The organism is Roseibium algicola, assembly GCF_001999245.1.
GTDB lineage: Bacteria > Pseudomonadota > Alphaproteobacteria > Rhizobiales > Stappiaceae > Roseibium > Roseibium algicola.
The window spans coordinates 5,018,600-5,045,528 of the sequence record NZ_CP019630.1 but is presented as its reverse complement, the minus strand read 5'-3'; the positions used below and the strand labels follow the sequence as shown (position 1 = coordinate 5,045,528).

Below are 26,929 nucleotides of genomic sequence, written 5' to 3'. Positions count from 1 at the left end.
CCTCAGATGACGAAGGACGCCAGCGGCGCGAAGCCGTTGAAGCCGACCGTGGAATAGGTCGTGGTGTAGGCACCACAGGCCTCGATCAGCACCTTGTCGCCAATGGACAGGCTCACCGGCAGTTCGTACGGCGTCTTTTCGTAAAGAACGTCGACGCTGTCGCAGGTCGGGCCGGCCAGCACGCAAGGTGCGGTGGTGTCGCCGTCGCGCGGGGTGCGGATCGGATAACGGATCGCCTCGTCCATGGTTTCGGCCAGGCCGTGGAACTTGCCGATATCGAGATAGACCCAGCGCACTTCGTCGTTTGCGGATTTGCGGGAAATCAGAACGACTTCAGCTTCGATCATGCCGGCATTGCCGACCATGCCGCGGCCCGGCTCGATGATGGTGGACGGCAGACGGTTGCCGAAGTGCTTGCACAGCGCCTGGAAGATCGCTTCGCCGTACGTCGAAACGCCCGGGACGTCCTTCAGGTAACGGGTCGGGAAGCCCCCACCCATGTTGACCATTTTCAGTTCGATGCCGCGGAGCGCCATTTCCTGGAAAACGCCTGCTGCCATGGCGAGAGCGAGATCCCACGCCGTGAGGTTGGCTTGCTGGGAGCCGACATGGAAGGAAACGCCATGGGCGACAAGGCCGAGCCGGTGCCCGTGTTCGAGGACGTCGGGCGCCATTTCGGGGTCGCAGCCGAATTTGCGGGAGAGCGGCCACTCGGCGCCGACACCGTCGCACAGGACGCGGCAGAAGATTTTGGAGCCAGGGGCAACGCGGGCGATTTTTTCAACTTCTTCGACGCAGTCGACGGCGAAGAGGCGGACGCCATACTGATAGGCACGCGCAATATCCTTCTCCTTCTTGATCGTGTTGCCGTAGGAAATGCGGTCGGCGGATGCGCCGGTTGCCAGCACCATTTCGATTTCGCCGACGGAGGCGCAATCGAAGGAGGAGCCGAGGCTTTCCAGGAGCGACAGGATTTCAGGTGCCGGGTTGGCTTTCACTGCGTAGTAGACGGAGGTGTCCGGCAGGGACTTGGCAAAAGCTTCAAAGTTGTCGCGCACGATGTCGAGATCGACAACAACGCACGGGCCATCTTCGTCACGTCGGCGGAGGAAATCGCGGATACGGTCGCTCATTGGGGGGCTCCCCTCTTTCTCAATCTCAGCCGCAGGCGCGCTAATCCTTGGCGTGCGCGCTGCGTTCACGTCGCAGGGTGCTGCAATGCGCACCGGGCCTCCCCCGGGATGGAACCGGAGGCCGGGTTGACTGCAGCGACGGTTGGGCTATGCGACTGCCAAGCAGCACAAAGCTTTCCCGCGTCGGGAAATGCCGTTGATTGGATCGGGAGAACCGAACCGCACGTCGGGCAATGATGTAACAAGTGCCTCTTCAGTGACGCCGGAGGTTGGAAACCCCGGCAGAGACCAAAAAAGCCCTCTTACGTCGTTGCTTTAAGCCGTCCGGATCTCAACTGCCCCGCCCCTTGGCGGATTGTCTGGCAGCGGCCCCTTAAGAGATGTCTTGTTGAACATCCCATGGACGACCACGGGCACGTGCGAATTTGGGCAAGGCGTATATGCGCCCGTTCGCCCCCCGATGCAATAGGAAATTTTCAGTTGCAGAAGGTTTTTTTCACGCTGAACCGGACGAGTGGTCTTCAGAGCCGAAAGCCTTGCCCGACCTTAACTATTTGCTAAAAATTGTGACAGTCCCGGCAGGCGTTTCGCGGTGCCTTGCCCGGTCTCTTGGATGCCGACTGGCATTGACTTGCCAGCCCTCGAGGGTCAGACAACAAATCACCACTTACCGGACCAAACGGACCGCTCGGGAAAGGCCAGCGCATGAAGATCGGAAAGCTAGACCACGTCAATCTTCGCACCACGCGGCTCGACGAACTGATCGCCTGGTATGGCGACATTCTCGGGATGGAACCCGGACCGCGTCCCGAATTTCCCTTTCCAGGTGCCTGGCTCTACGCGGGTAACGATGCAGCCATTCATCTGGTCGGTGTTGAGGGGCCGGAAGCGACCGGATCCGAAGCCAAGCTGAAACTGGAACATTTCGCCTTTACCGCTTCCGGTCTGGAGGCTTTCGAAGCAAGACTTAACGAGCGCGGCGAACGTTATCGCCGCTCCGTTCAGCCCGGCACGGGGACCGTTGCCATCAATGTCTGGGACCCGGACGGCAACCATATCCATGTCGACTTCACCCCGGAAGGTTGACGACCGGACTGATACGCCCGGATCGCCCTCAGAAAGCTTCGAAGTGGATCCGCTCCTGCGAAACACCGAGCTGTTCCAGCCCGGACTTCAGATCAGCCAGGAAGGCAGACGGACCGCACAGGAAATATTGCGTCTGCAGTTTGGGTGACAAGTCCAGCAACTCTTGTGCCGTTATCCGGCCGACCGCATCATAATCCTGACCTGAAACGTCCGAAGTCTGTGGGCGGCTATAACGGATCTCGTGCCGAATGTTCGGCCTCCCCGCCGTCAGGCTTTCGACTTCCTGCCGGAAGGGATGATGATCGCCATCCCTGACACTCTGGACAAACCACACGGGACGGCTCCCGTCCTCACCAGCCAGATGATGCAGCATGCTCAGGAGCGGCGTGATACCGATGCCCGCACTTGCCAGCACCACCGGGCCCTTCGTCTCCGGCAGCGCAAAATCGCCAGCCGGCCTTCCAGCGTCTATGTATCCGCCAACCTGAAGCACGTCATGCAGGAGACGCGAGACAAGTCCGTTCGGCTCGCGCTTCACGGATATTCGATAGCGGCCTTCGGACGGATCGCCGGAAAGCGAATAGCTTCGCTGGATCTTGCCATGGCCGGCAGGAAGGCTGAGTTCGATCGGCAAATGCTGACCGGCCTTGAACGAAGGCAAAGCTCCCTCGTCGCGAGCCTCGAACACAAACGACGTCACGTCGGAACTTTCCCGGATTTTCTCGGCGAGCCTCAACGACCGGATTGCCGATGCTTCTTTCTGCCAGCGCAAATGCAAGACCGACGTCAGTTCAACGATCTCATCGACCTCGAAGGACACGAGTTGACGTGCACCAGGCACTTTCGCCACTTCTTCCGCATCCCAAACGATCGTTGCCCGGCCGGTCACCTGCAACAGGCTGCCGCTTGCAAAATCCAGGAACAACAGCCCTGTTCGCGCATCCGCCAGAATGTTGCCGAGCGTGTTGTAGAACCTGTTGCCCGCATAGTCGGGGAAGATCAGCCGGCGATCATCCAGAACATGCACGAAGCCGCGTTCACCACCCCGGTGAGACACGTCCATGCCGTAGGCCTCGTCATCTCCCTCTCCCCGGTAGCCGGTTGCGATGAAGAACGTATCGGCAGACCTGATCCACGCCGTTTGCCTCGCGCTCAGACGCGATCCACGAACAGCTTCTCCCGAGGCAGCTTCCGTGCTCCAGCGCACATCCCGTGCCCGGATATATTGCGGGCAATTTCCGAACGACTGCCCGACAGCAAACCGGAACCCGTCGGACCCTGCGGAGGCGACTGTCCCGTTTACGCGGTTGCGCCGCCGCGTCGCGAGTTCGATCCCGATAAACCCGACATCCGCGCCTTCGACAAATGCCTCTTCCAGGGCGTCTCCTGCGACAGGACGCGCTGAAATCGTCAACGACCCGGGATCGGGTGAGCGTACAAATCCGGGCCAGCCCTCCAGCACTGTCGCCCAGGGGCGACCGGCAGTATCGCGTGCCGAGGCGATCATGAATGGCTGGTCCTCGAAGAAGGCCCGATGCTGATCCGGCATGAAGCCGCGGATGGCACCACGTGCCCATCGCTCCACGTCCCTGTCGCCAAGTCGTTCCTGCACCTGGCGTTCGCCGTCATGAAACGGAGAAGGAATGACCGTCCGGTTTGCAGTCTCATCGATCTCAGCCATCGTCAAATCCTTTCGGTACCTTCGAGAACGCCAGACGCAGGCCCTTGCTCGCAAGGACCTGCAGTTCGGGGAAACGTTACGCGGCAAGGCCTGCCTTGGTTGCCGGCATGGCCACAAAGCCCGGCAAGGCCTCGATGCGCTTCAAAAGACCGCGGATGCGCGGATAGGGCTCCAGCGAAACGTTGCCTTCCGGCGCATGCGCCGTGTAGCTGTAGATGGCGATGTCGGCGATCGTCGGCCGATCGCCAACGAGCCACTCGCGGCCATCGAGATGGGCTTCCAGATTATCGAAAGCCACCTTGGCGACAGACTTCGCGCGTTCCGGATCAAGCGGCCGTCCGAAGACCGTGATCAACCGCGCCGCACCCGGGCCGCTTGCAAGTTCACCGGCGGCAAAGGCGAGGAAGCGATGAACTTCCGCTTCCAGATACGGATCTGTCGGCAGCCAGTCCGGCGCATATTTGCGTGCCAGGTAGACGAGGATCGCGTTGGAGTCAGAAAGCACGGTCGAACCATCTTCGATGACCGGAACCAGGCCCACAGGATTGAGTTTCAGAAACGGATCGCGTTTGTGCTCGCCATTGGCCAGGTCGACCTCAACCAGCTCGTAATTGATGCCGGTGAGGCTGGAAAAGAGTTCCACCCGGTGGCAGTGACCGGAGAGCGGAAAACGGTGGATCTTGATTGCGTTGGACATCGCCAGCTTCCTCTTGCCTTGAAGGATCTTCCTGCGGCCGAAGCGTCTTGGTCCGGTCCGCTGCCTGCAATATGCCTCCTGACTTGAATGGAAATAATCTTCGAATTCATTCAATGATTATGTACGAATAGGGGATAAAGAGCTGACGAGCGCAGGATCCGCCGAGGACAATAGTGATGGACAAGATCGAAACCATGCGAGCCTTCATCGCCGTCGCGCAGGAAGGATCCTTCACAAGCGCGGGGCGACGGCTGGGCCTGTCGACCAAGCTTGTCAGCAAATATGTCCAGCATCTGGAAGGCCAGTTGAAGACCCAGCTTTTCAACCGGACCACGCGCAGTGTGTCCCTGACAGATGTCGGCGTTGCCTATCTGGAACATTGCCGACCGATCCTGGAGCAGATCGATGATCTGGATTCGCTTGTGCGTGAACGCCAGGGCGCCTTGGCCGGCCAGATCAGACTGACGGCCCCGACCGGCTTCGGCAGCACGAGGCTGAGCGAGGCGCTCGTCCCTTTCCTGCGCAAGCATCCGGATGTCGAGGTGGATATGCGCCTGACCGATCACCGGCTTGCCCTGGTGGAGGAAGGTCTCGATCTGGCGATCCGCATCGGAGCCTTGCGGGATTCCACCCTGATCGCTCGAAAGCTTGCCGGCATGCCGCTGGTTCTTTGTGCCTCACCGGATTATCTGAAGCGGCACGGCAGACCGCAGGACCCAAGAGCCCTTTCAACCCATGTCTGCCTTGTCGACAGCAATCAGACCGAACTCAACACCTGGCGGTTTCATTCCGGGGACGAAGAGCAGGTCATCCGGCTGCATGGTGCCGTCCGCTCCAACTCGCCCGGAGCCCTGGCCCGTATGGCAATGGGAGGTCTCGGCCTCACCATCGCGCCGCTCTATGCCATCGAGGACGCCCTGGCAGACGGACGACTTGAGCACGTGCTGCCGGAATACAAGACCGACACGTTCGGCCTCTATGCACTCTACCCACCCAACAGGCACCTGACCCGCCGTGTGCGTGCACTGCTCGATCATCTGGCCGCAGTGTTCAGCTCCCGCTGGCCGGACTGACGGCAGGCGGCCTCACCGGAAAGGAGAGCTCGAAGGTTGCGCCACCGGCACCCGGCAGCAGTCGGATCGCTGCACCATGGGCCTTCAAGAGCGCCTGGACGATGCCAAGCCCCATGCCGGTGCCCCCGCTTTGCCGCCGGGTGGTGAAGAAGAGTTCGAAGACCTGGTCCTGATTGCCTTCGGAAATGCCCTCGCCATCGTCTTGCACCTGAACTGTCAGGCCTTTCTCGTCGGGCACAGCAACAATCGATACCCTGGACGCGGCGTGGCGGCGGGAGTTGTCGATCAGGTTTTCAAAAACGATCCGGGCGTTTTCCGCCGACATCGGCAGATCCGCATCGCCGGACAGGTCAATTTCCAGCCCTTCGAAGCGTCTCCTGAGCGCGGTGGCAACTTCGCTCAGCCGACAACTCCCGCCGATCTCGACGCTGTCGGCCCGGGCGAGATCTCGAAGTCGGTTCAAGAGCTTCGAGGCACGTTCGGTATCGTGCAGAATATTGCTCAGGAACTTCTCCCTGTCCGCTTCGCTCAGCTCTGCCCCTTCGTCCTTCAACAGCTCCGCGGCACCCTGGATAGAGGTCAGCGGCGTCTTCAACTCGTGAGTCACGTGGTTGGCGAAGGTGGAGATATAGTCATTCCGATCGAACAGTTTGCGCGACATGTCCAGCATGCTTTCTGAAAGCGCATGGATCTCGCGGTTGCCGTGAATGGCAAGCGGCACCAATGCCTCCCGCTCGCCATTACCGATCGCCAGAGAACGCCGTGTCAGTGCCTTGATTGGTCCGGTGATGGCGCGTGCGAAAATGAAACCGACGACAAAAGTCGCAGCCAGCACAAAGACCACGACCCAGAAGACGGCCTCGCGCTTAACGAACATTTCCTTGAGGATGTTGCTGGGTGTGCGCGAGGCATAGACAACGCCCGCGACCCGATCGCTCACGATAATCGGCATCGCGACAAAAACGCGAACGCTGGTTCCCCGGCTGATGGAATAGATCGGCTGCGGATTGTCGACGATGCGCTCGCGCAGCGCACTGGCATAATGTCCGGAAAGCGCTCTTTTGATCTCCTCCACATGGGCAAGCGACAGGCCGATATCCTCACGTCCGGCGATGATCACACCATTGAAATCCAGCACCCGGAATCCGGCCAGGGTCTTCTTCTGAGTTTCCTGCAGGATGCGGTCCACGGCTTGTCCGGCACTCAGATATTCGAGAAGCGGTGGTTCGGCAGCCGGCCGTGGCGCCCCTCTTCCGGGCAAGACATTTGTGCGCGTCAGATCGAGTTCCGGAAGTTGCGGCGTCCAGCTTCCGCCCGGGTTCCGCAGATAGATGCTGCGACTGCCGGGCACCTCCGTAGCCTTCGCAACCTCCGGCCCCAAAGGCAGGTCGGCGCCACCGATCTCCTCAAGGCGCTGCGCCATTGCCGCGGCAATTGCCGCCGATTGCCCGATCAGCTCCGCTTCTGTCGTCTCGATGAGCTGGTTTTCATAGACGCGAAAGAAGGCGACACCTGCGAGAGGCACCAGCAGCATGATGCCAAGAACACCCGCCACCACGAGCGACAGTGGCGGACGCCATTTGTCTCGGAAGGTGCGCGACAGGATCATACGCCGTTTCCATTCTCGACGCGGCAGGGCCCAAGTCGGAATCCGACGCCGTGCACGGTCTCTATGGCATCGCCGCATCCAACGGTTCCAAGCTTGGCGCGGATGTTGCGGATGTGGCTGTCGATGGTGCGATCGGAGACGTGAATATTGTCCCGGTAGGCATTTTGGAGGATCTGCTCGCGGGTAAAGACGATCTTCGGCCGGGCCAGCAGGGTAGCCAGGATATCGAACTCGATGGCCGTGAGCGTGACAGGCGTTCCATCGACTGTCACATGGCGCTGCGACCGGTCAAGTTCGACTGCACCGAAACGCAGCGCAGGCAAGTCTTCGACCGTTTCGGCAGCCGAGGGGGCGCCGTAGCGCTTCAGGATCGCGCCGACGCGGGCGATCAGTTCGCGCGGGCTGAAGGGTTTGGTCACATAGTCATCGGCGCCCAGCTCCAGGCCGACGATCCTGTCGATCTCGTCATCGCGTGCCGACAGAAACAGGATGGGTACCTCCGACGTGCGGCGCAGGTGCCGGCAGACGTCCAGCCCGTCCATTTCCGGCAGGCCGATGTCCAGAACGATCAGGGACGGATTGCATAAAAGCGCCTTGTCGAGCGCTTCCTTCCCGTCAGCGGCAACTTCGAACACATAGGACGCTTTTTGAAGCGCGAAACAGATGACGTCTCGGATATGCGGGTCGTCATCGACAACAAGAATGGTTTGACCTGGCAAATGTCTCTTCCCGAAAAATGGCCCCCGCAGTTGCCTGCGGGAGCGTTACCAATAGCGAAGCACGGATCAGGTTTCCAGCCACCAACCATCCCGGCGCAACGTACGGGGCAAGGCAAGATCCAGCTCGTCAGACACAGCTTCCTCATCGCGTGACCGGCCTCCCCGAACCCTTTCCCGCAACTTGCGGAAGCTATTTGCCAGTTGAAGCCGGAACCGGGCAGCCACAGCCAGGAGGACCAGCATCACTCCCAAGATGCCTTCCGGTTCCGGCGCGGAACTGCCGGAAAGGTTCAAGGACGGATAGGCGTTGGTCGAAACGCCTGCAACCTGCGGCAGGGGCACGTTTTGGTGAGAGGCTGTCAACGGTGCGCCATTCACCACCTTTTCCGAGACGGCGACAAAGGACGTGAACCGGGTCTGAAGCGAATAGGTCAGGCCCAGATCGACGATTTCCTGCTTCAGTTGCGTGTCGGTGCTGCCGCCGATTGTATAGGCGCGCTCCTTGTCGAAAATCTGCTCGCGCGCCCAGATCAGCGGCAGGGCCCGACTGGAAACCGCACTGCCGTCGACAGAAGACTTCAGGTCGATTTCAAGCGGCAGTCTGGCAGCATATCCGTTGACCAGACCGTTGATGAAAATCGTATGCTTGCCGCCGGCAGCGTATCGCCCCATCACGCGCACCGAGCCGCCTTCGAACAGATCGGGTATCCTGGCCGGGCTCTGTCCCTCGACCTTGAGACCGTTCCAATCGATGGCGATGTCTGTCAGGAGCGGTGTTTTCAGGTTTGCGGCAAGGCTTTCCGCCGCTTCGCCCGCGTCTTCTCCCAAAGCCACATAGCGGGCATAGCCCCTGCCCTCCGTGGCCATCGCATCCAGCAGGAACCGATTGACCGAGTTGCCGACGCCGAAGGCATAGATACGCGCCTTGCCGATGCGGCTCGCGACACTCGAGATCACGGTCGCCTCGTCGCCGATATAACCGTCGGTCAGAAAGACAACGATGCGTGTGGTGTTTTCCGGTTGCGCCTGATCGAAGGCGGTGTTTACGGCCTGGTTGATTTCTGTCCCGCCACCGGTCGAAAGGCCAGCCACGAACTTCAAGGCCTGCCGCTTGTTTCGCTCCGTTGCCAGAACGGCATTTCCGGCAAATTGGGAGGTGTTATTGGAAAAGCGGAGGATGCGGAAATAGTCATCAGAGCGCAGAGACTTGATCGCTGACGTCATGAAGGTCTTGCTCGCTTCGATCGGCTGCCCGCTCATGGACCCGGATGTATCCAGCACGAAGACAAGCTCGCGCTGGCCAATCATGTCTTCAGCCGGCAGTTTCGGCGGCTCGATCAGCAGCGAAAAATAGCCCCCGCCATCGGCTTCGTACCGGGACGAGACACCGGCAGCAACATCGCTCTGTGCGGCAAGCTCGTAACGCAAAACGAAATCCCGATTGTCGATGGCCCTGCCGGACTTGAAGCGAACTGTCCGCATTTCGCCCTGGCTTGAAACCTCCAGTGCATGGGTATCGCTCGACAGCCGCGAGACAGGCATCGGTGCCTTGAGAGCAAGTTCCAGCGACACCCGCCTCGGATCGATTTCCTTCGGAGCATTCTGCCCGATGACCTCCGGATAGGCCGGAAGCTTGTCGATCTGCCAGCCGGAGACTGTTTCACTGTGCTTGAAGGCAGCAGGTTTCGCAAAGACGGGCACATCGCTCGCATATTCAGTATCGCCGTATCCGGGACTGTCGTCCTCCGGCACTCGCTTGTCCGCGATGTTTTGCGAAGGCTTCAGGGCGGCTTGCGCGCCCAGTCCTTCGTAACGCGGCCCCACCACCATCGGCATCACCAGCTCATAGGCGCCGTCGATCTTGGGGACGGTCTGGGCGTATTCCAGTGTCACCTTCACCGGGCGACCGGGCATCAGATGCGCAATATCCTGGGTGAACATATTGGGCCGGTGCTGCGTCAGAAGGGCGGCGGCCTTGCCTTCCCGTTTCGCCTTCTCGAAGGTTGCCCTGGCATCTTCCTTCTTCTTCATCCGGGCCACGATAGTCTCGCCATCGAGATCCATCCGCATGGCGTGAATGGCCGCCTTCTGGTTCAGCGGAAACAGGTAGGTCGCGTTAAGTGGCAACTTGGTCGGGTTCAGGAAGGTCTGCGTCAGTTCCACATGGGCAACATCGCCGTCAACCTCGACCCTGTAATCGGCCTTCAGAAGCGGCAGATGGATCTCCTTGCCATCGGCTGTGGCAACCACGGTGCCGGACAGATCGTCGAGGTCTGGCTCGGCTGAAGCCAGCAGCGCTGAAAGGGTGCCAAAGACGATAGCCAGCGAGGCTGCCAGAGTGGCTTTCAGAGAACTGGCAGACGCCAATGGGGACAGGAACGTCATATGCGTTTCTCCTTTTGGGCAGGGAAAATACCGGAAGTGCGGGTGTTGAGATCGAGCGCAGACCCTGCGGCGGCCTCAAAGGCGGCGCGTTGCGGCTCGTCTAGTGTCCACGGGGTAATTCGCTGAATGCTGGTCCAGGTGGTGCCGGGCCGTTTCAGCCACAGCCAGATCGCCTCGGCGATGTTGTGGGTCGTCTCGCCGGTGCTGGAGGTAAAGGTGACGGCAACGCGCCAGTCACCTCCGGTTTTCGACCGGGCACGGTAGAGCGCTGTCGGAACCGGTTCGAAACGGCTGCCGAGAAAGGCCACGTCGAAGCCGAGTCCGCGCAGGCAATCGTCCGGGGCGTGCAGATGGCGCAGCGGCGAAGAGGTGTGCACCAGCGTCAGTGCCATCGGCCCGTAGCGCCGTTTCTGGGCGTGGCCACCATATTGCAGGAAATATTGCTCCTCGATCGGCAACAGCGCGTCGTCGACACCGACCTCACCTGCCAGTGTCAAAGGCAATGGCTGCGGCCTGGTCGAAGAAGAAACATCAAGCGCGTGCCGCGGCAGGCTGACGATGAACAAGGCAAGGCTCAGGAACACCAGTGCAGACATCTTCTGCAAGGGCCGCGACATCACCGGCAAGCTGAAGACAGCCTGGGCAGCTCGCCACTCAGCGGGACCTGGCTTGTAAAACGCCAGCACCGGTGCCATCGACAGAAGAAGCGTCAGATAACCGATAATGTCGTGGAGCGGCTGCGCCATGACATCAGCCTCAAGGACACTTTCCGGATAGGCAATACCGACGGCAAGCAAAGCGATGCGCAGAGAATTGCCGATCAGAGCCAGGCCAAGCGTGATGCCAATCCAGAGCACGGCAGTCAGCAGGTTCGGCCGGTAAAGCGCAGTCAGGATGACCAGGAAGGCCATGGCGAGCATCAGCCCGGATGTGCCCGAGCAAGGCAGGTCCACCAGAACGTCCTTGCCGGCAAGGCCGATCCGGATGCCTGAGCACGAGAGGTCCGAAAAGAAGAGGCCGAGACCGCTGCAGGAAAGCTTCGCCGACAGTTCCTGCAGCGGATAGCCGAGCAGCCGTTGCAGAATGCGCTCGACCGGCAGAGTGAACAGAAACAGGACGGACAGCCAGAAGGGGGAAACGGCACGCTGCCTCTCCCCTGTCCGCAAAAGGGTCGCCAGCGCGAAGACATCAATTGCCAGCGCCAACCCGCCGACCACGTTGATCGCCAGAACCTGGCTTGCCAGCCGGATCAACGCCGCCCCCAACAGGAGCAGCACTGCCATTTGCCGGTGCCCGATCGAATTCTGCCGAACCGGGCTCGTCATCGACCAGAGCACCAGGGCTGCCACCGCGATCAGATAGAGCGCGCCGGTCGATGGGTAGGACGGGTCAGTCCATGTGCCGACCAGCCAACACAGCGGCTCGTAGGCAAGGATCAGCGAGGCCAGGAGGAAGGCCAGTGAGGTCGGGGAAGAGGTTGCCAGGCGGGTCATGGCACCTGTTGTGCCAAGCCCGCTTGCAGGCCTTTGTCAGCCTATGTGCAGATTTTGCGCATTTTGCCGGACGACAGGCCGGAAACGCCCGCCCCGGTGGCCTTGCCCCAGGAAACGATGACCGGTCGTTCCAACCCGTCCAGGGGCATAATCCTGCAGGCGATGCCAAATACGGAAGAGACGGTCGCTTCCGTCAGCACTTCCGTTGTCGGCCCATTGGCGGCGATCCGTCCCTTTTCGAACAGCACAACGTGATCAGCGTAGCGCATGGCCATGTTGAGATCATGCAGGACAATGACGAAGCTTCGGTCCTCGGAGCGGCTCAGGTGCTTGACGAGGTCCAGCAACTCAAACGCATGGGCAATGTCCAGATGGTTGGTCGGCTCGTCCAGAAAGATCCGGGGCGCATCCTGCGCCAGCGTCATGGCAACCCAGGCACGTTGCAGCTGCCCGCCGGAAAGCTGGGCGAGAGCCCGGGTTTTCAGCTCGGCCATTTCGGTGATTTCAAGCGCACGGTCGCAGGCGGCCCTGTCCGCTGCCGATGGTCCGCCGAACCGGCTTCGATGCGCAAACCGCCCCATCAGCACCAGATCCTCAACCGATAGGTCCGACGGTGCATCGGGCGACTGGGACAACATGGCGACCTGGCGCGCAAGATCCTTCTGCGACCAGTCGCCAATCGCCCTGCCTGCGATTTCCACATTGCCGGCATCCGGCCGGTGCAGACCGCGCATCACTTTCAGGGCAGTCGATTTGCCACTGCCGTTCGGTCCGCAAAAGGCAATGATCCTGCCGTCGGGCAGGTCGAGACAGACCTCGTTTAGCGCAAGGGCGCCGTCATATGCGGCACTGACACGATCGAGACTGGCCAGAGTGTCAGGCATGGGATTGCCGTCCTTTTACAAGCAGATAGAGAAACAGCGGCGCACCGACGAGCGCAGTCAACGCGCCTGCGGGCAATTCCAGCGGCGGCGCGATAATCCGGGCCAGCGTGTCGGCCGCCAGCACCAGGAAGCTCCCGGTCAGAGCCACGGAAACCAGATATCCGGACCGGAACTGACCGTGGAAGATCCGCGCGACGTGCGGCGCGACCAGACCGACAAAACCGATGGCACCGACATGGGCCGTTGCGATGGCCGTCAGGAAAACGGCAACTGCCAGCAGGCAGAACTGGGCCTTGTCCAGCGACAGACCGGTCACGGCAGCGCTTTGAGGATCAAGTACGAGTTGCCGCAGTGTGAGCCGTTGCCACAACAACACCGGGATGATTGCGACAAGGCCGAGACCGACCGCCAGAACGTCCTGCCAGTGGGCTGCACCAACCGAGCCGGTCAGCCAGGTCAGTGCCTGACTTGCCCTGTAGACAGGCCCGAGAATAATCAACAGCGTGACCGCGGCCTTTGCGAGTGCTGCCAGGGCAATACCGTACAAGATGATCTTCAGCGGCTTGCTGCCTGCCCGATCGAGCGATGCCAATGCGATCACCAGGGCACCGAAGACGGCCGCCCCGGCGATGGCAGCCAGAGGCTGCCAGTGAATGGAGACTGTCAGATTGTTCGCCTGATCGGAAAACAGCCACAAGAACAGCACGACGCCAACCGCAGCGCCGTCAGTAATGCCCAGAACCGAGGGCGACGCCATGGGATTGCGCACGACCCGCTGCAGCAAGGCACCCGCAAGGGCAAGCGCCGCTCCGGCCAGTATGGCAAGGGCAACACGGGGCAAGCGGAGGGTCCAGACGATTACTTCATCCATGCGGCTGCCTTGCCCGGCCAGAGCCGCGACAACACGTTCCGGCGGCATGAAGCTGGACCCGATACCCGTTGCTGCCAGCGTCAACGCAAAAACGAGCAGCATGACCGGCAGCAGCCTGAAAAGTGGAAATGCGCCTGCCATCACGCTGCCAGCCCTTTCCGCCTGTGAAGCAGATGTACCAGCATCGGCACACCGACAAGCGCAAGAACGGCACTCATCGGCGCTTCACCGGGCGCAACGACAATACGCGCAAGAATATCGGCAAGGACTGCGATCAGGGCACCGGTCAGAAGGGAAAGCACGATCAACTGCCGTGTCGACGGCAGGGCGCCGTCAGTCAGACGCCGGGCAAGATGCGGCGCAACCAGCCCCAGAAACAGCACCGGCCCCGCCATCGCCACCGCCCCCGCCGCAAGCAGGGCTGCAAGACCGAGCGCCGTCAATCGGACTGCGCCAACATTGACACCCACAGACCGGGCACTGGCATCGTCGAGGCGCAGCACATCCAGCGGTGTTGCCAGAAGAAGGCTGCCTGCGACCCCGATGGCAAGCAACGGCAACCCGAGTTGCAACAACCCGATCGGCCTGTCGGAAAAACTGCCCGACAGCCAGAACAGCAGTGTCTCAAGAGCGCTTTCGTCGATCAGCAGCAAGGCCTGCGTGAACGACGCCAGCAGCGCGGCGACGGTAAATCCGGCCAGCAACGTGGTTGCCGGATTGCCTGCACCGCCAGTGGACGCTGAAATCGAAAACACCAGGGCCGTTGCCGCCAGCGCGCCCATCACTGCTGCCATGCCGATACCGGCAAGGCTTGCCACGCCGAAGACCGTCACCCCGAAGGTCACGAACAGCGCACCGCCTGCATTGACCCCGAGCAGTCCCGGCTCTGCCAGCGGATTGCGCGTAACCGATTGCATCAACAGGCCGGAAAGGCCGAGGGAGGCCCCGCCAACCACCCCGATCGCGGTTCTTGGAAGACGCAACGTCGTCACGATCAGCGCATCTGCGCCCTCCCCCCCCAAGAGCGCGGAAAGGACCGTATGAGGCGCATAGAAGGTCAATCCGGCATGCAGGCTGAAAATGACAGCCGCGCACAGCGCCAGACACAATGCAATCGCCGGCCGCCTCATGCGCCCTCTCCCCTCCGATTGACAAATCAACGGCCCGTCCATACACGGGTTTAATACTGGAGGCAAATATTCAACTTTTTGGAGTCATTCTAATGAAGATCTGGTCACGCCTGCTGTGCGCCCTGCCGCTGTTTGCAATGCTGGCATCAGCCCCTGCGATTGCCCGCGATGTCACCGACAGCATGGGCACCGTCACGGTTCCGGACGCCCCGAAACGGATTGTCGTCCTTACCAATGAAGGCACGGAAGCGCTGCTGGCACTGGGAGTGACGCCGGTGGGCGCGGCCAATTCCTGGAATGGCGATCCCTGGTGGGACCATATTTCCGATGCAATGGACGGAGCAGAACCTGTCGGCAAGGAAAGCGCGGTGAACCTGGAACTGATCGCGGCTCTGGAGCCCGACCTGATCCTGGCAAACAAGCAGCGGCACGAGGAAATCTATCCGCAGCTGACTGCAATCGCCCCGACCGTCATGTCCAAGGAGCTTCGTGGTGACTGGAAAATCAACTTCCGCCTCTATGCCGAAGCGCTCGGTAAGGAGCAGGAAGCGGATGCAGCCATCGACGATTACGATGCTTCAGTCGCAGACCTTCGCGAGAAACTTGGTGACCACCTCAACGAGGAAGTTTCCGTGATCCGTTTCGTGCCCGGCCAGATCCGCATCTATCAGCTCGACAGTTTCTCCGGTGTGCTTTTGAAAGACATCGGCTTCCACCGGCCGGCAAACCAGAATGTGGAAGAATTTGCCATCCGCACCGGCAAGGAGAGCATTCCGGATATGGACGGCGACCGGATCTTCTATTTCACCTATGACTCTGGCGATGGCAAAGGCACGTCTCTGGAAGAAGAAGTGCTTGCCGATCCGTTGTGGCAGTCCCTGTCCGCCGTCAAGGCGGGCAAGGTGCATCAGGTCAGCGATGCGATCTGGAACACCGCCGGTGGCATTCTGGCCGCAAAGCTGATGCTTCACGACATTGCCGGCATTTACGGCCTCGACTAGAAAAACGTTCGGCTTCCGCTTGAACGGAAGCCGTTCCCCCACAGGCACCGCCCTGAGATTGCGGATAAGCGGGTTCTCACCGGCACCGACCGGTTGCCTTGCTGTCCGTCATTGAAAACAGAAGGGTAAGCCAATGACCACCGACACTTCCTCGCAGCTGCGGCTCGGCCGCATCGCCGCAACACTGGGCGTCAGCGATATTGAACGTTCCCGTACACTCTACCGGGAAATCTTCGGCCTGGAAAAAGTGTTCGAAAACGGCAGTCCGGTTGGCTTCATGATCCTGAAGAAGGACGAGGCCGAATTGCACCTGACACTCCAGAAAGGCTACCGGGCTCCGCCATTCAATCAGGCCCACATCATGGTGTCCGACGCTGACGCCGCCTGCCGGGCCTGCGAGCGCCATGGTTTGCGCATCGTCAAGCGCCTCCAGAACAAGGACTACGGCCTCAGAGCCTTCGTCTTCGCCGATCCGGACGGCAACCGGATCGACGTTGCCGAGGAAATCTGACCTGGCCGACCTGCTATCTGGTTGCCAGCTGGTGGGCGGCGAATTCGCCCATCAGCTTCATGAAGTCTTCCGGCGGCGGAAAGCCTTCATAACGGTGCCTGGCAGGCGTTTCCGCCCAAGGCAACTTGCTGGCAGTCATTGTTTCCATGAAGGGTTCTGTCCAGTGGAGGTCGTCGAGCAGGACCGAGCGGACATTGACGATTTCGTCGTACCCGGGAATACGCGTGAACATCCAGGTTTTGCAGTCTGGGCAGAAGTAATGATCCGCCTCAGGTCCCTGCAATCCCCCTTTGACCGGCGTACCTTCGGTCACCTTGAACGCGGGTGCCGGCATGATCGCCGTCAGGGAATAGGCGCTGGAACTCATTTGCTGGCACCCTCTGCAATGGCAGGCACAGGTGATCAGCGGCGGCGCGGATACCTCGAAGCTCGTGTGACCACAACGGCATGTCCCCTTGAGTGAAAAAGTCTCTTGCGTCATGTCCGGCTCCATCTGGTTCGGCTGGCCGTTTGGCCATTGGCGACGGCAACTTGCAGAGGTTCGCGTCTCCTTTCAAGTGTCTTCTGGCCTGTGGCAATTGCTGACGAGCCTGGCCAGAACATTCACCACAAGGCTGTAATCAACCTCGGAGATTCCCTGCATCGCCTTTCTCCGCAAGGCGGTTTGGCGTTCCATCGCGCTTCTGTGGACGTCCCTGCCCTTGTCCGTAAGCCGCCAGAAATCTTCCTCGGACCGAAGAAGCCGCCGGTCTGCAAGACTGATCAGAACCTTGTGCAGGTCCCTTACCTCCAGCATGGGATCAAAGATCTCTCTCAGCCGGCCAAACGGCATTCCTGCTGCACTTTCGGCAAGCGTATTGAGCACCTGCCAGTCGGCTCGCTCAAGCCCCAGGTCAGACTGGATGGCCTCGATTGCCTTGGTAAGACATCTATCGGCAGAGCGGATCCAGTACCCGATCGGGCGCGTGGAACCCTGCGTTTCAAATGGGATCGTCATGACATGCTCCCTCGACTTCGCAAACGCGAAGGGCGCGGCATCTCCGCCGCCACAGTCGGGGATTCTTGCCGGACGGCGTTTATGCCGCCTGACCGAACAAAGCCTTCACGTGTGAAGGGACCGGGGCTTACCCGGGCGACAGGCCCAACCGGTCACGCCTTTTTCGACAACCTTCAGGTAACCGGACCGCGGCATCCTTGCAATATTGACGACGTGCCAAGAAGCCGGGATGGAACAAAAAACGTTGGCTGGCCTGGTACCCGGTCAAACTTTTTCCAGCAATGGCCGGAGGGAGGGATGAATGTTCGGGCTTTCTTCCCGGATGAACCGCAGCAGGGCCTTCTCGTTTTCATGCAGGATACCGTCGCGGCCAATGCGCTCCACCAGCCAGCTGGCTTCGTCTTCCGTCACCACCTCATTGGCAGCAATCTCCGCAAGCATCTCGTTTCCGCGGGCGGTGAACGGGTCAGGTGTGTCGCCATAGGCGTCACGAATGCCACCGACACCACCGCTGAACATCTTCTTGAAAAAACCGCCGAGCCCACCTTCAAATCCGCCGGGCTGTTCCAGCCAGTTTTCACGCTCGAGGGCAATCTTGCGGGAGGGTGGCGTGAAACCGGACATCGCCATCATGTAATTGGCGACCGCCTTGGCAAAGAGCTCCGACCAGCCGGGAGCATTTTCCGCCTCTATTGTCGCGTCGTTGAGATCGAACAGTACCTCGGCTTCAGCCTTCGAAATGGCAACGCCGCGACTGCCGGCACCGGCATAGAGCACCCGGCGCAGTAGCTCCACTTCAGCCTCGGCAATGACGCCGGGCTTGAGGTCCAGGCCCGAGCGCGTCGGACCTTTCCCCGAAATCACGCTGTCTGCCACAGCCCGTAGTGCAAACTGTTCGAGACTTTCCGGTGCTTCGCGGGCTTTTTCCAGCACATGCAGCACGGCGTCCAGCTCGGTTTTGCCACAGATATGACCATCCGCCATGATCTGGTTGACCAGCCAGGCTGCCTTGTCCTCGGAAACATAGCCCTCTGGTTTTGCCTGGTGCACCAGGATATCGAGGATGGCTTCGGGAAAGAGTTCGTACCAGGTGTCGTGATAGGTGATGTCGGCATTGTTCAGCCGAAAAAGAGCCTCGCCTTCTTCAACGGACACAGCCATGTCGCCGTAAACGTAGCGGCGCACGTTGATGACATCATCCTCACTGAGATTTCCCGCTGCTATTCTGGCAGTCACGAATTCATTCAACGTCGGTTTGGCCATGCTGTCCCCCTTGAAAACCGGAACGACTATTGCCGAAATTTCTTGAAGTTACCCTAAAACCGAACCGACAAAAAAAGGGAGCCGCGAGGGACGGCTCCCTTATCCGTTTCCCGTGCGCGGGGTGGGGCCGCCGGGGGTGGGAAACGGCTCCGGCCGGTGTGATCGGCCGGAGTTTTTCAGGTGTTCTGCGCCAGATCAGCCGCGGTGGTGTTTACCCCATCCCTGACCTTGGCCCTGACCTTGCCCCTGACCACGACCTTCGCCATCACCATGGCCGTGACCTTTCTTCCAGCCGTGGCCCTTGTCCGGACCATGGCCACCTTTCCGGCCACCCTTGAAGTCCGCCTTGGTGATCACGCCGTCGTTGTTGCGGTCGGCGCGCTCCAGCATGCGGTCCTGGTGTTTGCTCTGTTCTTCCGCGGTAATCCCGAGGCTGCCGTCGGCATCGGCACGCTGGAACATGTCGACCACCCGGTTCTCGTTGATCGAAAGCCACAGCGGACCGAAATCCTGAAGCGTGAACGAGCCGTTGCCGTTGGTGTCGGCCAGAGCAAACAATTCACCGCGCCTTGCATCGAATTCCTCGCGGCTCACCTTGCCGTCCGCATCGGTGTCGAACATGCCCAGGAACATGCCTCCCGGGCCGCCGTGACCACCACGACCCATGTGGTGTCCGCCTTGTCTCATTTGCGGACCACCGCGCCAGCCGTGCTCACCACGGCCGCCACGCTCTGCTCGCTCTCCACGCTCACCCCGCTCTGCTCTTTCGCCGCGCGGGCCACGATCATCGTCGTCATCGTCGGCCATAGGGCCACGCGGACCGCGAACACGTTCAACGGTTCCGTTGCCGTCACGATCCAGCATGTTGAACATGCGATTGGCAAGAAAATCCGCTTCTTCCTGGGTTACAGTGCCATCGCCGTCACGGTCGAGGAACTGAAATGCCCTGACCATGCGGTCATTGGAGCGGGTGAGAAATTCGGCCTTGAATTCCTCCAGACTGATCTCGCCGTTGCCATCTGCATCGGCCGATGTGAACTCCTGCGTCCGAACTTCCTCGATTTCAGCCTTGGTGATGACACCGTCTTCATTGACATCGAAACGTTCGAACAACCGCTCGGCGCGTTCCTTGCCACCGCGCATGCCATGACCCCGGCCGAAGCCGTATCCCGGACCAGGGCGCCCATCCATAAGCGCGACACGCTGTCCGTCTGCCTGCTGAATTTGTTGCCCCCCGTCCTGGTTTGCAGTCGCGTTCTGGGCGGAAGCGGACAGGCCGGCCGTCAGCGCGGTACCCGCGACGCTCGCAGCCAGGGCGGCAATTGCAATCTTCTTGAACGGTTTCATTCCAACAACTCCTTGGTTCGTTGATGAGCTGAAGGTAGGCAGCAATTGTCGCAGGAATACCGTCCGAATGGGCCCGAAGTGTCGCCATCTGTCCCGGATGGGCACTGCGACACACTTTGTTACAAGTTCCGGTCGCGCAAGCGCGTTTCGGAGACTATTTTTACCTTAGAAACAGTAGGATCACAGCGCCCGGCCGGTTTGAGACCATTCCCGGCAGGCCAGATTGGAGAGACACTTGAGCGATCCGAGCCCGCATATCCTGGTGGTGGACGATCACCGCGACATCCGCGAAACCCTTGCGCGCTACCTCGTCAAGAACGGACTGCGCGCAACCGTGGCGGAAAATGCCGCACAGGCGCGCAAGACCCTAAAGGCAGCGTCCATCGATCTTGTCGTGCTGGATATCATGATGCCGGGCGAGGACGGACTGTCCCTGTGCCGTCATCTGGTGGAAACCGGCTCCATGCCCGTGATCCTGCTGACCGCGATGGCAGACGACACAGACCGGGTGATCGGTCTGGAAATCGGTGCCGACGATTATGTTACTAAGCCCTTCAACCCCCGCGAACTGCTCGCGCGCATTCGCGCGGTTCTGCGCCGTACATCGCTTGTGCCGAAGGAACGCGATCCGATCGAGCACGACAGGCTTCATTTCGACGGTTGGTCGCTGAATGTCTCGCGCCGAGAGCTTCTGGACCCGGAAGGGACTTCGGTGGCCCTTTCCAGCGGCGAATTCCAGTTGCTGTGCGCCTTCCTCAAACGTCCGAAAATGGTGCTGAACCGCGACCAGCTGATGGACCTGACAACCGGCCGGACGCCCGCTGTCTTCGACAGGTCCATCGACAACCAGGTCTCCCGTCTGCGCCGCAAGATCGAGATCGATCCGAAAGACCCCAAACTCATCAAGACCGTCTGGGGCGGCGGCTACATGTTCACCGCGGAAGTGAGAGACACGGCCGAATGACGACACGTCCGACGCCCCGCCCGATCCTGTCCCGTCTCTGGCCGAGCACCCTCGCCTCGCAGCTGATCATTCTGCTGCTCGCAGCCATCGTCGCGGCACAGGCCTTCAGCATCTGGATCTTCCAGGACGAGCGGCGCATCGCGCTCGTGGCGGCGGCCCGTGACAACCTTCTGTCGCGCGCTGTTTCCCTGGCGGAGCTGATGGAAGATACACCTGCAAACCTGCAGGACAGGATCCTTGTGGCCAGCAGCAGCCGGTTCGCAGTGTTCTGGCTTGGCGACAAGCCGCTGGCACCGGCGCCCGGCAACTCGCGTTTCGAAAAACGCCTGCAGGGCTACATGGCCGAAAGGCTGGAACACGGCCAGACTGTGCATCTCAACATTCTTGCCGACGAAAAACGTGGACCGCGTGGCCGCGAGGCAGACGACGATGATCATCCGAAGTGGCGCGACGAGCCGCGGCACGAACGCCCTTCGAAACTGCGCAAGATTATGAACAAGCCGGAAGACCTGTCGCTGTCTATCCAGATGAGTGACGGGCGCTGGCTGAATGTCGCCACCAGCTATCGCCCGCCAGCCGGCGATTTTCTGCCTCTGGTCGTGCAGCTGTCGATTACGGCCTTGCTGATGGTGCTCATTATCGGTTTTGCCGTCCGCCGCGTGACCCGGCCCTTGAAGGAACTGTCCGTGGCTGCCGAGAAGTTCGGTCGCGGCGAACAACAGAAGCCACTGACACCCAGCGGGCCGAGCGAAGTCCGCTCGCTGACGAACGCCTTCAACGACATGCAGGACCGCCTGACACGGTTTGTCAGGGACCGCACACGGATGCTGGCCGCCATCAGTCACGATCTCAGAACCCCGATCACTTCATTGCGCCTGCGGGCCGAGTTCATCGAGGACGAGGAAAACCGCGACAAGATGATCGAAACCCTGGAAGAAATGGCTGCGATGACGGAAGCCGCGCTGCGTTTCGCCAGGGACGACGCCCAGGCGGAAACAGCGGAAAACGCCGATCTTGGTGCGATCCTGGAGGCACTTGCAGGCGACCAGCAGGACCTTGGCCACAAATGCACCGTTGAAACGGAAGAACGGATCGTGCTTCCGTGCCGTCCGGTGGCCTTGAAACGGGCCCTGAGGAACCTGATAGAGAACGGGATCCGCTACGGAGACGGCGTCTCGGTCCACGCGGCCAGATCCGCCGGCGAAGCCATCATCCGCATCACCGACAAGGGTCCCGGCATTCCCGAGGAAAAGTTGAAGGACGTCTTCGAACCCTTTGTCAGGCTTGAAGAATCCCGCAGCGAAGAAACAGGCGGCATCGGTCTGGGATTGGCGATCACCCGTTCGATCATCCATGCACATGGCGGCCGGATCGAGTTGAAGAACCGTCCGGAAGGTGGTCTTCAGGCCGACGTCAGATTGCCGCTCGGGGCGGGCAAATAGACTGGATCAAATACCGCGTGGCACAAGCGTTCCCGAGATCAGATGCGACAGCACCGAGGGAACGGGCGGGATACGGCTGACAGGAAACAGCACATTGTCGCGCAAAAAGGGCAGCAACCGGCTGTCACTTTGATAGGCCGGCGTGAACATCGCGCTGAACGCCTGATAGACACCTACGTGCCAACGTCTGGCCTTGCCGTAGGCAGGTAGAGCCTGGTCAAGCGGCAGGGTCTCCAAAGACTTTGCCAGGGCGGCAGCGTCCAGCAGAGCCATGTTCGCGCCCTGCCCGAGCTGCGGGCTCGCCCGGTGGGCGGCATCACCGACAAAGGCAATCCTGTCACCCCAGGGCTGGCGCAAGGTGCCATGGCTGTAGCGCGCCATGGTCATTTGCTCCGGATCCGTGATCTGCTCCAGAAAGGGTCCGGCATCGGGCCAGATCGACAGCGCCGTGTCCTTCCAGGCTGCCAGCCCGCCCTTGAGCCAGTCTTCATAAGCGTCGTGGCGAAGTGACCAGAAGAACGCGGCCTTCCGCCGGTCCTGTCCCGGCATGAGGCCGACAGGCAACACACCAATCATGTGGTCTGCACCGCGATACCTCTGGGAAAGATGATCCTCGGGCAGACCGCCGGAAACCCAGTCGACAGTTCCCCAGATCGCACCGAACGACAGTGCGCGTGCTTTCAGCGGCGACAAAACCGAATTTGCACCCGACGCATCGATGATCAGGTCGAAGGCCTCGGAAAAGCTGCCATCGGCGAAACGCAGTTTCCCGTCCTGGTGACCGGTGATCCGGCAATCCGTGTGCCAGTAAAGCGCACGGGTCAGCACCTTTTCATAAAGCGCGGAAAACAGCGCGGCCCGGTGGATACCAAGCCCCGGGACTGCGCCATAGTCCACGTCAAGAACCCGTCTGCCGGTCTGCGACGACCTGCCAAGCACACGCTTGATCGGTGTTGCGTGCTTCAGAACCGCATCTGCGACACCAGCCAGCTCCAGGACTTCAAGCCCGACAGGCTGGATCATCAAGCCCGAACCGATGGGAACCGGTTTGCGGAATTGTTCAAACAGGGAAATCCGGTGGCCCAGACGCTCCAGAAGAATGGCTGTGGCCAGTCCTCCGATCCCGGCCCCGACAATGGCAATGTTCATCGGGCAATCACTTCATGAATGGATGGGTCCTTTTGACCAGAGTCTGCCGGCAAGCACAATATGCTCCGGCACCCCGTGCCGCGGATGAACGCAAGGCATTCGCCGAGAGGAGCCGAGGCAACTGCAACACTGGACGCTCAACGCCGCGCCTGAAGGCCACCGGCGTAAGTGGCCTCATCGACCGGTTCGAGCCACTCCGCCGTCGCACCGTCCTGTTCTTCCTGTATGGCCAGATGGACAAGAGACGTGTTCGGTCCGGCGCCATGCCAATGTTTGACGCCAGGCGGGATCCAGATGACATCACCTGGCAGTATCGACAGTTTCTCCTGCCCCCACAGATGCACAAAACCTGCCCCTTCCAGTATCTGAAGGGTCTGCCCAAGCGGATGGGTATGCCAGTGGGTACGTGCCCCCGGTTCGAACGTCACCCGCAATGCGCGCACGCGGGCCGGCGCGGGCGCCTCGATCACCGGGTCCTGCCAGACCGTTCCAGTGAAATAATCCGGATTTGCACGTCGCGATGGCCTGGAACCGGCCTCGAATACGGTCAGGACACTCATGGACACCTCCTCGCAAGTCTCTGCCACCATGCGCACGGATCGGGCCGCCAAGTTACCTGCCGGCCAAATGCCCTCTTACTTGGCGGCAGATACTGGAGCCGAAACGTCTTGACGCTTCACCGCACGTGGCCAGTTGATCAGAACAACACCGAAAATGGCAAGGCAAATTCCGGCAAAGGTCTCCAGATCCAGCGTCTCCGACAGGAACACGACACCGAGAAAGACACCTACGCCTGAGCGCAGATAGGCCTGACTGGCCGTCCCCATTGCCCCAAGGGTCGACAGCAGACGGAAATAGATCAGAAATGCCAGCGCGGTGCATGCAAGCGAGAGCGTCAGCGCGGCAACGATGCCGGTCGTATCCGGCGTCAACTGCCAGGGCCGGTCGACGATGAGGCTTGCCGGGACCAGCACAACCGATGCGCAGATGAGCGTTCCCGCAGCCGGCACTATGGGCGGCAGGCCTGCAAAGACACGGCCGCGCAGGGCCGCGATGCCATAGAGCGCAGCCCCGAACAGGACGACAAGCTGCGGCACAAGGTTCCTGCCGATATCCTCAAGCGCACCGACACCGACGATCAGCACGATACCGGCAAAGCCGAACAAGGCGCCGGTGAGTTGCCGGGCACCTGGCCTTTCGCCGTGGCTCAGCAGCAGGAACGAAAAGGCGAAGACCCAGAGCGGCGAGGTTGAATTCAGAACGCTGGAGACGGCCGTCCCGGCATATTGCTGGCCCCACGCCAGCATCAGCCAGGGTCCTGTGCTATTGACCAGGGACTGGATGAAGAACTGTTTCCAGTTTTGCCTGTCCAGCGGCATGCGAATGCCCCTTGCAGCCATGATGGCCAGCAGCGCCAGCGCAGCAAGAGACACACGGATGGCAATCAGCGTCGCAGGAGGAAACGATGGCAGCGCCAGGCTGATCCACATGTAGGATGAGCCCCACAGCAGGGCGAGCACGCCCAAAAGCGCCAGTTCGATGGATCTGTTTTGCATGGCTGCCGGCTTAACCGTTCACGTCGCGGCTGTCGGCGGGAGCCTCGTCGCGCTCGTCCATGCCATAGTCGCGCAGCACCTGCGCCACCCGCAACCGGTAGTCCTTGAAATAGCTGTTCCGTCCGGCACGCTGCGCCTTGCGATGCTGCGTGAGCTGCCGCCATTCATTCAGCGCGGCTTCGTCGCGAAAGAAGGAGACCGACAGTAATTTCTCCGGATTGGTGAGGCTCTGGAATCGCTCGACGGACAGGAACCCGTCGATCTGTTCGACCAGGGGCTTCATCTCGGCAGCCATGTCGAGATAAGCCTGTTTCTTGTCCGCATGCGGGATCACTTCGAAGATGACGGCAATCATTTGAGTTTCTCTCCCATGCCATGCAGTGCGGACGCCAGTTTCAGAAACGTGCGGTCTTCCCGCAAGATGAATTTTTCCTTCATGGCAAAAGCATAGTTTTCCTGCCCCAACGGGTCCGCGGCAAGCCGCGCCCGGTAGGCTTCATATGCCGCAAGGTTCTCGATGGAATAAACACCGTACGCCAGCGTCGTCGAGCCTTCGTGGGGTGCAAAATAGCCGATCAGATCCGCACCGCAACGCGGGATCGCCTGCCCCCAGTTTCGCGCATATTGCTCAAAGGCGGCTTTCTTCGTCGGGTCGATGTGATAGCGGATGAAACAGGTAATCACCAAGGTCTCCTTCAAGGCTGTGTCGATTGCGCTTGTGTGCCACGGTCTATGTCTGCAATGCTTCGACACAGATCGAACCATGGAGGAGATCTGATGAAGGATGGACCGGACATTGCCCGCATCGGCGCCTTGATGGGTGACCCGGCCCGCGCCAACATTCTGAGCGCGCTGTTAAGCGGCAAGGCCCTGACGGCGACGGAACTGGCAACCGAAGCCGGCATCACCGGCCAGACCGCCAGTTCGCACCTGAAGAAACTGATGGAAGGCGGCTTGCTGACCCAGGCCAAGCAGGGCCGGCATCGCTATTTCACGCTCGCGGGCCCGGAAGTTGGAGCCGTGCTGGAAGCCGTGATGGGCCTTGCCGCCCGCAAGGGTCACCTGCGCACACGCACCGGCCCCAGAGACCCACAGATGCGGGCCGCCCGTGTGTGTTATGACCATTTGGCTGGCGATATGGCGGTGCGTATTTTCGACAGCCTGCAGAAGCGCGGGTTCCTTGCCGTCTCGACGGACAAGGGCGGCCTCGCCCTGACCGCAGATGGTGAAGGTTTCGTCTCAGGCATCGGCATTGACCTGGATGCCCTCACAGCAAGCCGCCGCCCGATGTGCCGTGCCTGTCTGGACTGGAGCGAAAGGCGCAATCATCTGGCGGGAGGTCTGGGGGCCGCTCTTCTGACGCGCTTCACCGAAAGCGACTGGCTGCGCCGCGAACCGGCGGGACGCATCGTTCATATTTCGCCGAAAGGTGAAGCGGAACTGAAGAAACTGTTTCCGGTACCCTGAGCAACACCCCCGCCCCTTTCTGCTCATCCACAGATAACAAAAAACCCGGCCGAAGCCGGGCTTTGTAAGGAAGTGGGCAGACGCCAGGGGCAAACGAGGCGCCCAGTGATCTTGTTCTTGTTTCTTGGGGCCAATTTCGGGGTGGGCCCAGCTCAAAGAGACCGGATGGTCTCCTGAACCTTCGGAAGGGCTTCACGCCAGGAGCGATAAAGCCGCGCCGGCAACCACGCAAGGCGGTCCCGATTGTAATCCTGGCGATGCTGAACCAGCAAAATTCTAGCGATTTGCACAGTCATGTTTTTTTCTCCTTTGGTGTGCGCAGAACCTTTATCGGCGCTCACCTGATAGAGCATATGTTAGCGCACTGCGTGCACATTACAAGAGTGCACAGTGTGCATATTCTCAAAAATTTGTGTTATTTTCCTTACGTCATTTAATTCATTGGAGAAAATAAATGGCCTCCCGCGTGCG

27 protein-coding genes are annotated in these 26,929 nt (G+C 60.5%); 7 read left to right on the top strand and 20 right to left on the bottom strand.

All coding sequences use genetic code 11. From position 1 onward, the window contains the following. Nucleotides 1-2 precede the first annotated feature (2 nt). Entirely contained in the window at nucleotides 3-1,133 is a 1,131-nt protein-coding gene (locus B0E33_RS23355) for a type III PLP-dependent enzyme (protein ID WP_023000938.1), read from the bottom strand. A 705-nt stretch (nucleotides 1,134-1,838) separates the two neighbouring features. On the opposite strand from B0E33_RS23355, the gene B0E33_RS23350 reads away from it, so the two are divergent. Beyond that, a complete protein-coding gene (locus tag B0E33_RS23350) occupies nucleotides 1,839-2,219 on the top strand; it encodes a VOC family protein (RefSeq protein WP_077292581.1) in 381 nt (126 codons plus the stop codon). Between the two features lie 28 nt (nucleotides 2,220-2,247). On the opposite strand, the gene B0E33_RS23345 is transcribed toward B0E33_RS23350, so the two are convergent. Both B0E33_RS23345 and B0E33_RS23340 read right to left on the bottom strand, forming a co-directional pair. Next, entirely contained in the window at nucleotides 2,248-3,900 is a 1,653-nt protein-coding gene (locus B0E33_RS23345) for a pyridoxamine 5'-phosphate oxidase family protein (protein ID WP_077292580.1), read from the bottom strand. Nucleotides 3,901-3,976: 76 nt separating this feature from the next. After that, nucleotides 3,977-4,597 (bottom strand): glutathione S-transferase family protein, encoded by a 621-nt coding sequence (locus tag B0E33_RS23340; protein ID WP_077292579.1) that lies wholly within the window; start codon nucleotides 4,595-4,597, stop codon nucleotides 3,977-3,979. Nucleotides 4,598-4,773: 176 nt separating this feature from the next. Between B0E33_RS23340 and B0E33_RS23335 the strand changes: the two genes are divergently transcribed. Next, entirely contained in the window at nucleotides 4,774-5,670 is an 897-nt protein-coding gene (locus tag B0E33_RS23335) for a LysR family transcriptional regulator (RefSeq protein ID WP_077292578.1), read from the top strand. Here the strand turns inward: B0E33_RS23335 and B0E33_RS23330 are convergent. The 7 genes from B0E33_RS23330 to B0E33_RS23300 form a co-directional block, all read right to left on the bottom strand. Further along, nucleotides 5,648-7,279, bottom strand: a complete 1,632-nt coding sequence (locus B0E33_RS23330) for a sensor histidine kinase (protein ID WP_077292577.1) — start codon at nucleotides 7,277-7,279, stop codon at nucleotides 5,648-5,650. The two genes, B0E33_RS23335 and B0E33_RS23330, sit on opposite strands and share 23 nt — an antisense overlap. Then, the gene (locus tag B0E33_RS23325) at nucleotides 7,276-7,998 is read right to left on the bottom strand and encodes a response regulator transcription factor (RefSeq protein ID WP_077292576.1); all 723 of its coding nucleotides are present in this window, start codon (nucleotides 7,996-7,998) and stop codon (nucleotides 7,276-7,278) included. The genes B0E33_RS23330 and B0E33_RS23325 overlap by 4 nt, the downstream gene beginning before the upstream one ends. A gap of 66 nt (nucleotides 7,999-8,064) precedes the next feature. Further along, complete coding sequence (locus tag B0E33_RS23320; RefSeq protein ID WP_077292575.1) at nucleotides 8,065-10,383, bottom strand: VIT and vWA domain-containing protein; 2,319 nt, start codon at nucleotides 10,381-10,383, stop codon at nucleotides 8,065-8,067. After that, the gene (xrtT, locus tag B0E33_RS23315; protein ID WP_077292574.1) at nucleotides 10,380-11,876 is read right to left on the bottom strand and encodes an exosortase T; all 1,497 of its coding nucleotides are present in this window, start codon (nucleotides 11,874-11,876) and stop codon (nucleotides 10,380-10,382) included. The genes B0E33_RS23320 and xrtT overlap by 4 nt, the downstream gene beginning before the upstream one ends. Before the next feature lie 41 nt (nucleotides 11,877-11,917). Continuing rightward, entirely contained in the window at nucleotides 11,918-12,760 is an 843-nt protein-coding gene (locus tag B0E33_RS23310) for an ABC transporter ATP-binding protein (protein WP_077292573.1), read from the bottom strand. Then, nucleotides 12,753-13,772, bottom strand: coding sequence for a FecCD family ABC transporter permease (locus tag B0E33_RS23305; RefSeq protein ID WP_208997690.1), 1,020 nt, complete (start codon nucleotides 13,770-13,772; stop codon nucleotides 12,753-12,755). Before B0E33_RS23305 ends, B0E33_RS23310 begins: the two co-directional genes overlap by 8 nt. Further along, on the bottom strand, nucleotides 13,772-14,761 hold the full coding sequence (locus B0E33_RS23300) for a FecCD family ABC transporter permease (RefSeq protein WP_077292571.1): 990 nt from the start codon (nucleotides 14,759-14,761) through the stop codon (nucleotides 13,772-13,774). The genes B0E33_RS23305 and B0E33_RS23300 overlap by 1 nt, the downstream gene beginning before the upstream one ends. A 92-nt stretch (nucleotides 14,762-14,853) precedes the next feature. Here B0E33_RS23300 and B0E33_RS23295 point away from each other — a divergent pair, with 92 nt between their 5' ends. Beyond that, on the top strand, nucleotides 14,854-15,762 hold the full coding sequence (locus B0E33_RS23295) for an ABC transporter substrate-binding protein (RefSeq protein ID WP_077292570.1): 909 nt from the start codon (nucleotides 14,854-14,856) through the stop codon (nucleotides 15,760-15,762). 133 nt (nucleotides 15,763-15,895) lie between these two features. Then, nucleotides 15,896-16,273 carry a VOC family protein gene (locus B0E33_RS23290; protein ID WP_023000925.1) on the top strand — a complete coding sequence of 126 codons (378 nt, stop codon included), beginning with the start codon at nucleotides 15,896-15,898 and terminating at the stop codon, nucleotides 16,271-16,273. Nucleotides 16,274-16,286: 13 nt separating this feature from the next. Here the strand turns inward: B0E33_RS23290 and B0E33_RS23285 are convergent, their stop codons facing one another. The 4 genes from B0E33_RS23285 to B0E33_RS23270 form a co-directional block, all read right to left on the bottom strand. Next, nucleotides 16,287-16,754: a GFA family protein gene (locus B0E33_RS23285; protein WP_031269258.1), complete on the bottom strand. Its 468-nt coding sequence runs from the start codon at nucleotides 16,752-16,754 to the stop codon at nucleotides 16,287-16,289. Nucleotides 16,755-16,826: 72 nt separating this feature from the next. Beyond that, the gene (locus tag B0E33_RS23280) at nucleotides 16,827-17,270 is read right to left on the bottom strand and encodes a winged helix DNA-binding protein (protein WP_077292569.1); all 444 of its coding nucleotides are present in this window, start codon (nucleotides 17,268-17,270) and stop codon (nucleotides 16,827-16,829) included. A 264-nt stretch (nucleotides 17,271-17,534) separates the two neighbouring features. Further along, entirely contained in the window at nucleotides 17,535-18,533 is a 999-nt protein-coding gene (locus tag B0E33_RS23275) for a hypothetical protein (RefSeq protein WP_077292568.1), read from the bottom strand. A gap of 195 nt (nucleotides 18,534-18,728) precedes the next feature. After that, entirely contained in the window at nucleotides 18,729-19,880 is a 1,152-nt protein-coding gene (locus B0E33_RS23270) for an EF-hand domain-containing protein (protein WP_077292567.1), read from the bottom strand. A 235-nt stretch (nucleotides 19,881-20,115) separates the two neighbouring features. On the opposite strand from B0E33_RS23270, the gene B0E33_RS23265 reads away from it, so the two are divergent. Beyond that, complete coding sequence (locus tag B0E33_RS23265; RefSeq protein WP_023000920.1) at nucleotides 20,116-20,844, top strand: response regulator; 729 nt, start codon at nucleotides 20,116-20,118, stop codon at nucleotides 20,842-20,844. Continuing rightward, the gene (locus B0E33_RS23260; RefSeq protein WP_023000919.1) at nucleotides 20,841-22,286 is read left to right on the top strand and encodes an ATP-binding protein; all 1,446 of its coding nucleotides are present in this window, start codon (nucleotides 20,841-20,843) and stop codon (nucleotides 22,284-22,286) included. The genes B0E33_RS23265 and B0E33_RS23260 overlap by 4 nt, the downstream gene beginning before the upstream one ends. A gap of 6 nt (nucleotides 22,287-22,292) precedes the next feature. Here B0E33_RS23260 and B0E33_RS23255 read toward each other — a convergent pair whose 3' ends face one another. The 5 genes from B0E33_RS23255 to B0E33_RS23235 form a co-directional block, all read right to left on the bottom strand. Then, nucleotides 22,293-23,435, bottom strand: a complete 1,143-nt coding sequence (locus B0E33_RS23255; protein WP_062488403.1) for an FAD-dependent oxidoreductase — start codon at nucleotides 23,433-23,435, stop codon at nucleotides 22,293-22,295. Between the two features lie 137 nt (nucleotides 23,436-23,572). After that, nucleotides 23,573-23,995 carry a (R)-mandelonitrile lyase gene (locus B0E33_RS23250; protein ID WP_023000917.1) on the bottom strand — a complete coding sequence of 141 codons (423 nt, stop codon included), beginning with the start codon at nucleotides 23,993-23,995 and terminating at the stop codon, nucleotides 23,573-23,575. A 75-nt stretch (nucleotides 23,996-24,070) separates the two neighbouring features. Continuing rightward, nucleotides 24,071-24,991, bottom strand: coding sequence for a DMT family transporter (locus B0E33_RS23245; protein ID WP_077292566.1), 921 nt, complete (start codon nucleotides 24,989-24,991; stop codon nucleotides 24,071-24,073). A 10-nt stretch (nucleotides 24,992-25,001) separates the two neighbouring features. Then, complete coding sequence (locus tag B0E33_RS23240; protein ID WP_023000915.1) at nucleotides 25,002-25,346, bottom strand: antibiotic biosynthesis monooxygenase family protein; 345 nt, start codon at nucleotides 25,344-25,346, stop codon at nucleotides 25,002-25,004. Then, entirely contained in the window at nucleotides 25,343-25,675 is a 333-nt protein-coding gene (locus tag B0E33_RS23235) for an NIPSNAP family protein (protein ID WP_077293567.1), read from the bottom strand. Before B0E33_RS23235 ends, B0E33_RS23240 begins: the two co-directional genes overlap by 4 nt. A gap of 93 nt (nucleotides 25,676-25,768) precedes the next feature. On the opposite strand from B0E33_RS23235, the gene B0E33_RS23230 reads away from it, so the two are divergent. Next, complete coding sequence (locus tag B0E33_RS23230; protein ID WP_077292565.1) at nucleotides 25,769-26,458, top strand: ArsR/SmtB family transcription factor; 690 nt, start codon at nucleotides 25,769-25,771, stop codon at nucleotides 26,456-26,458. A gap of 152 nt (nucleotides 26,459-26,610) precedes the next feature. Here the strand turns inward: B0E33_RS23230 and B0E33_RS31005 are convergent, their stop codons facing one another. Next, complete coding sequence (locus tag B0E33_RS31005) at nucleotides 26,611-26,754, bottom strand: hypothetical protein (protein WP_156912470.1); 144 nt, start codon at nucleotides 26,752-26,754, stop codon at nucleotides 26,611-26,613. Nucleotides 26,755-26,929: the final 175 nt, after the last annotated feature.

Coding starts and splice junctions, on each gene's coding strand:
- B0E33_RS23275 (WP_077292568.1), bottom strand. CDS start 18,533: ATGGCCAAACCGACGTTGAATGAATTCGTGACTGCCAGAATAGCAGCG.
- B0E33_RS23340 (WP_077292579.1), bottom strand. CDS start 4,597: ATGTCCAACGCAATCAAGATCCACCGTTTTCCGCTCTCCGGTCACTGC.
- B0E33_RS23255 (WP_062488403.1), bottom strand. CDS start 23,435: ATGAACATTGCCATTGTCGGGGCCGGGATCGGAGGACTGGCCACAGCC.
- B0E33_RS23310 (WP_077292573.1), bottom strand. CDS start 12,760: ATGCCTGACACTCTGGCCAGTCTCGATCGTGTCAGTGCCGCATATGAC.
- B0E33_RS23240 (WP_023000915.1), bottom strand. CDS start 25,346: ATGATTGCCGTCATCTTCGAAGTGATCCCGCATGCGGACAAGAAACAG.
- B0E33_RS23300 (WP_077292571.1), bottom strand. CDS start 14,761: ATGAGGCGGCCGGCGATTGCATTGTGTCTGGCGCTGTGCGCGGCTGTC.
- B0E33_RS23295 (WP_077292570.1), top strand. CDS start 14,854: ATGAAGATCTGGTCACGCCTGCTGTGCGCCCTGCCGCTGTTTGCAATG.
- B0E33_RS23245 (WP_077292566.1), bottom strand. CDS start 24,991: ATGCAAAACAGATCCATCGAACTGGCGCTTTTGGGCGTGCTCGCCCTG.
- B0E33_RS23260 (WP_023000919.1), top strand. CDS start 20,841: ATGACGACACGTCCGACGCCCCGCCCGATCCTGTCCCGTCTCTGGCCG.
- B0E33_RS23270 (WP_077292567.1), bottom strand. CDS start 19,880: ATGAAACCGTTCAAGAAGATTGCAATTGCCGCCCTGGCTGCGAGCGTC.
- B0E33_RS23320 (WP_077292575.1), bottom strand. CDS start 10,383: ATGACGTTCCTGTCCCCATTGGCGTCTGCCAGTTCTCTGAAAGCCACT.
- B0E33_RS23280 (WP_077292569.1), bottom strand. CDS start 17,270: ATGACGATCCCATTTGAAACGCAGGGTTCCACGCGCCCGATCGGGTAC.
- B0E33_RS23335 (WP_077292578.1), top strand. CDS start 4,774: ATGGACAAGATCGAAACCATGCGAGCCTTCATCGCCGTCGCGCAGGAA.
- B0E33_RS23350 (WP_077292581.1), top strand. CDS start 1,839: ATGAAGATCGGAAAGCTAGACCACGTCAATCTTCGCACCACGCGGCTC.
- xrtT (WP_077292574.1), bottom strand. CDS start 11,876: ATGACCCGCCTGGCAACCTCTTCCCCGACCTCACTGGCCTTCCTCCTG.
- B0E33_RS23285 (WP_031269258.1), bottom strand. CDS start 16,754: ATGACGCAAGAGACTTTTTCACTCAAGGGGACATGCCGTTGTGGTCAC.
- B0E33_RS23330 (WP_077292577.1), bottom strand. CDS start 7,279: ATGATCCTGTCGCGCACCTTCCGAGACAAATGGCGTCCGCCACTGTCG.
- B0E33_RS23345 (WP_077292580.1), bottom strand. CDS start 3,900: ATGGCTGAGATCGATGAGACTGCAAACCGGACGGTCATTCCTTCTCCG.
- B0E33_RS23230 (WP_077292565.1), top strand. CDS start 25,769: ATGAAGGATGGACCGGACATTGCCCGCATCGGCGCCTTGATGGGTGAC.
- B0E33_RS31005 (WP_156912470.1), bottom strand. CDS start 26,754: ATGACTGTGCAAATCGCTAGAATTTTGCTGGTTCAGCATCGCCAGGAT.
- B0E33_RS23305 (WP_208997690.1), bottom strand. CDS start 13,772: ATGGCAGGCGCATTTCCACTTTTCAGGCTGCTGCCGGTCATGCTGCTC.
- B0E33_RS23250 (WP_023000917.1), bottom strand. CDS start 23,995: ATGAGTGTCCTGACCGTATTCGAGGCCGGTTCCAGGCCATCGCGACGT.
- B0E33_RS23290 (WP_023000925.1), top strand. CDS start 15,896: ATGACCACCGACACTTCCTCGCAGCTGCGGCTCGGCCGCATCGCCGCA.
- B0E33_RS23355 (WP_023000938.1), bottom strand. CDS start 1,133: ATGAGCGACCGTATCCGCGATTTCCTCCGCCGACGTGACGAAGATGGC.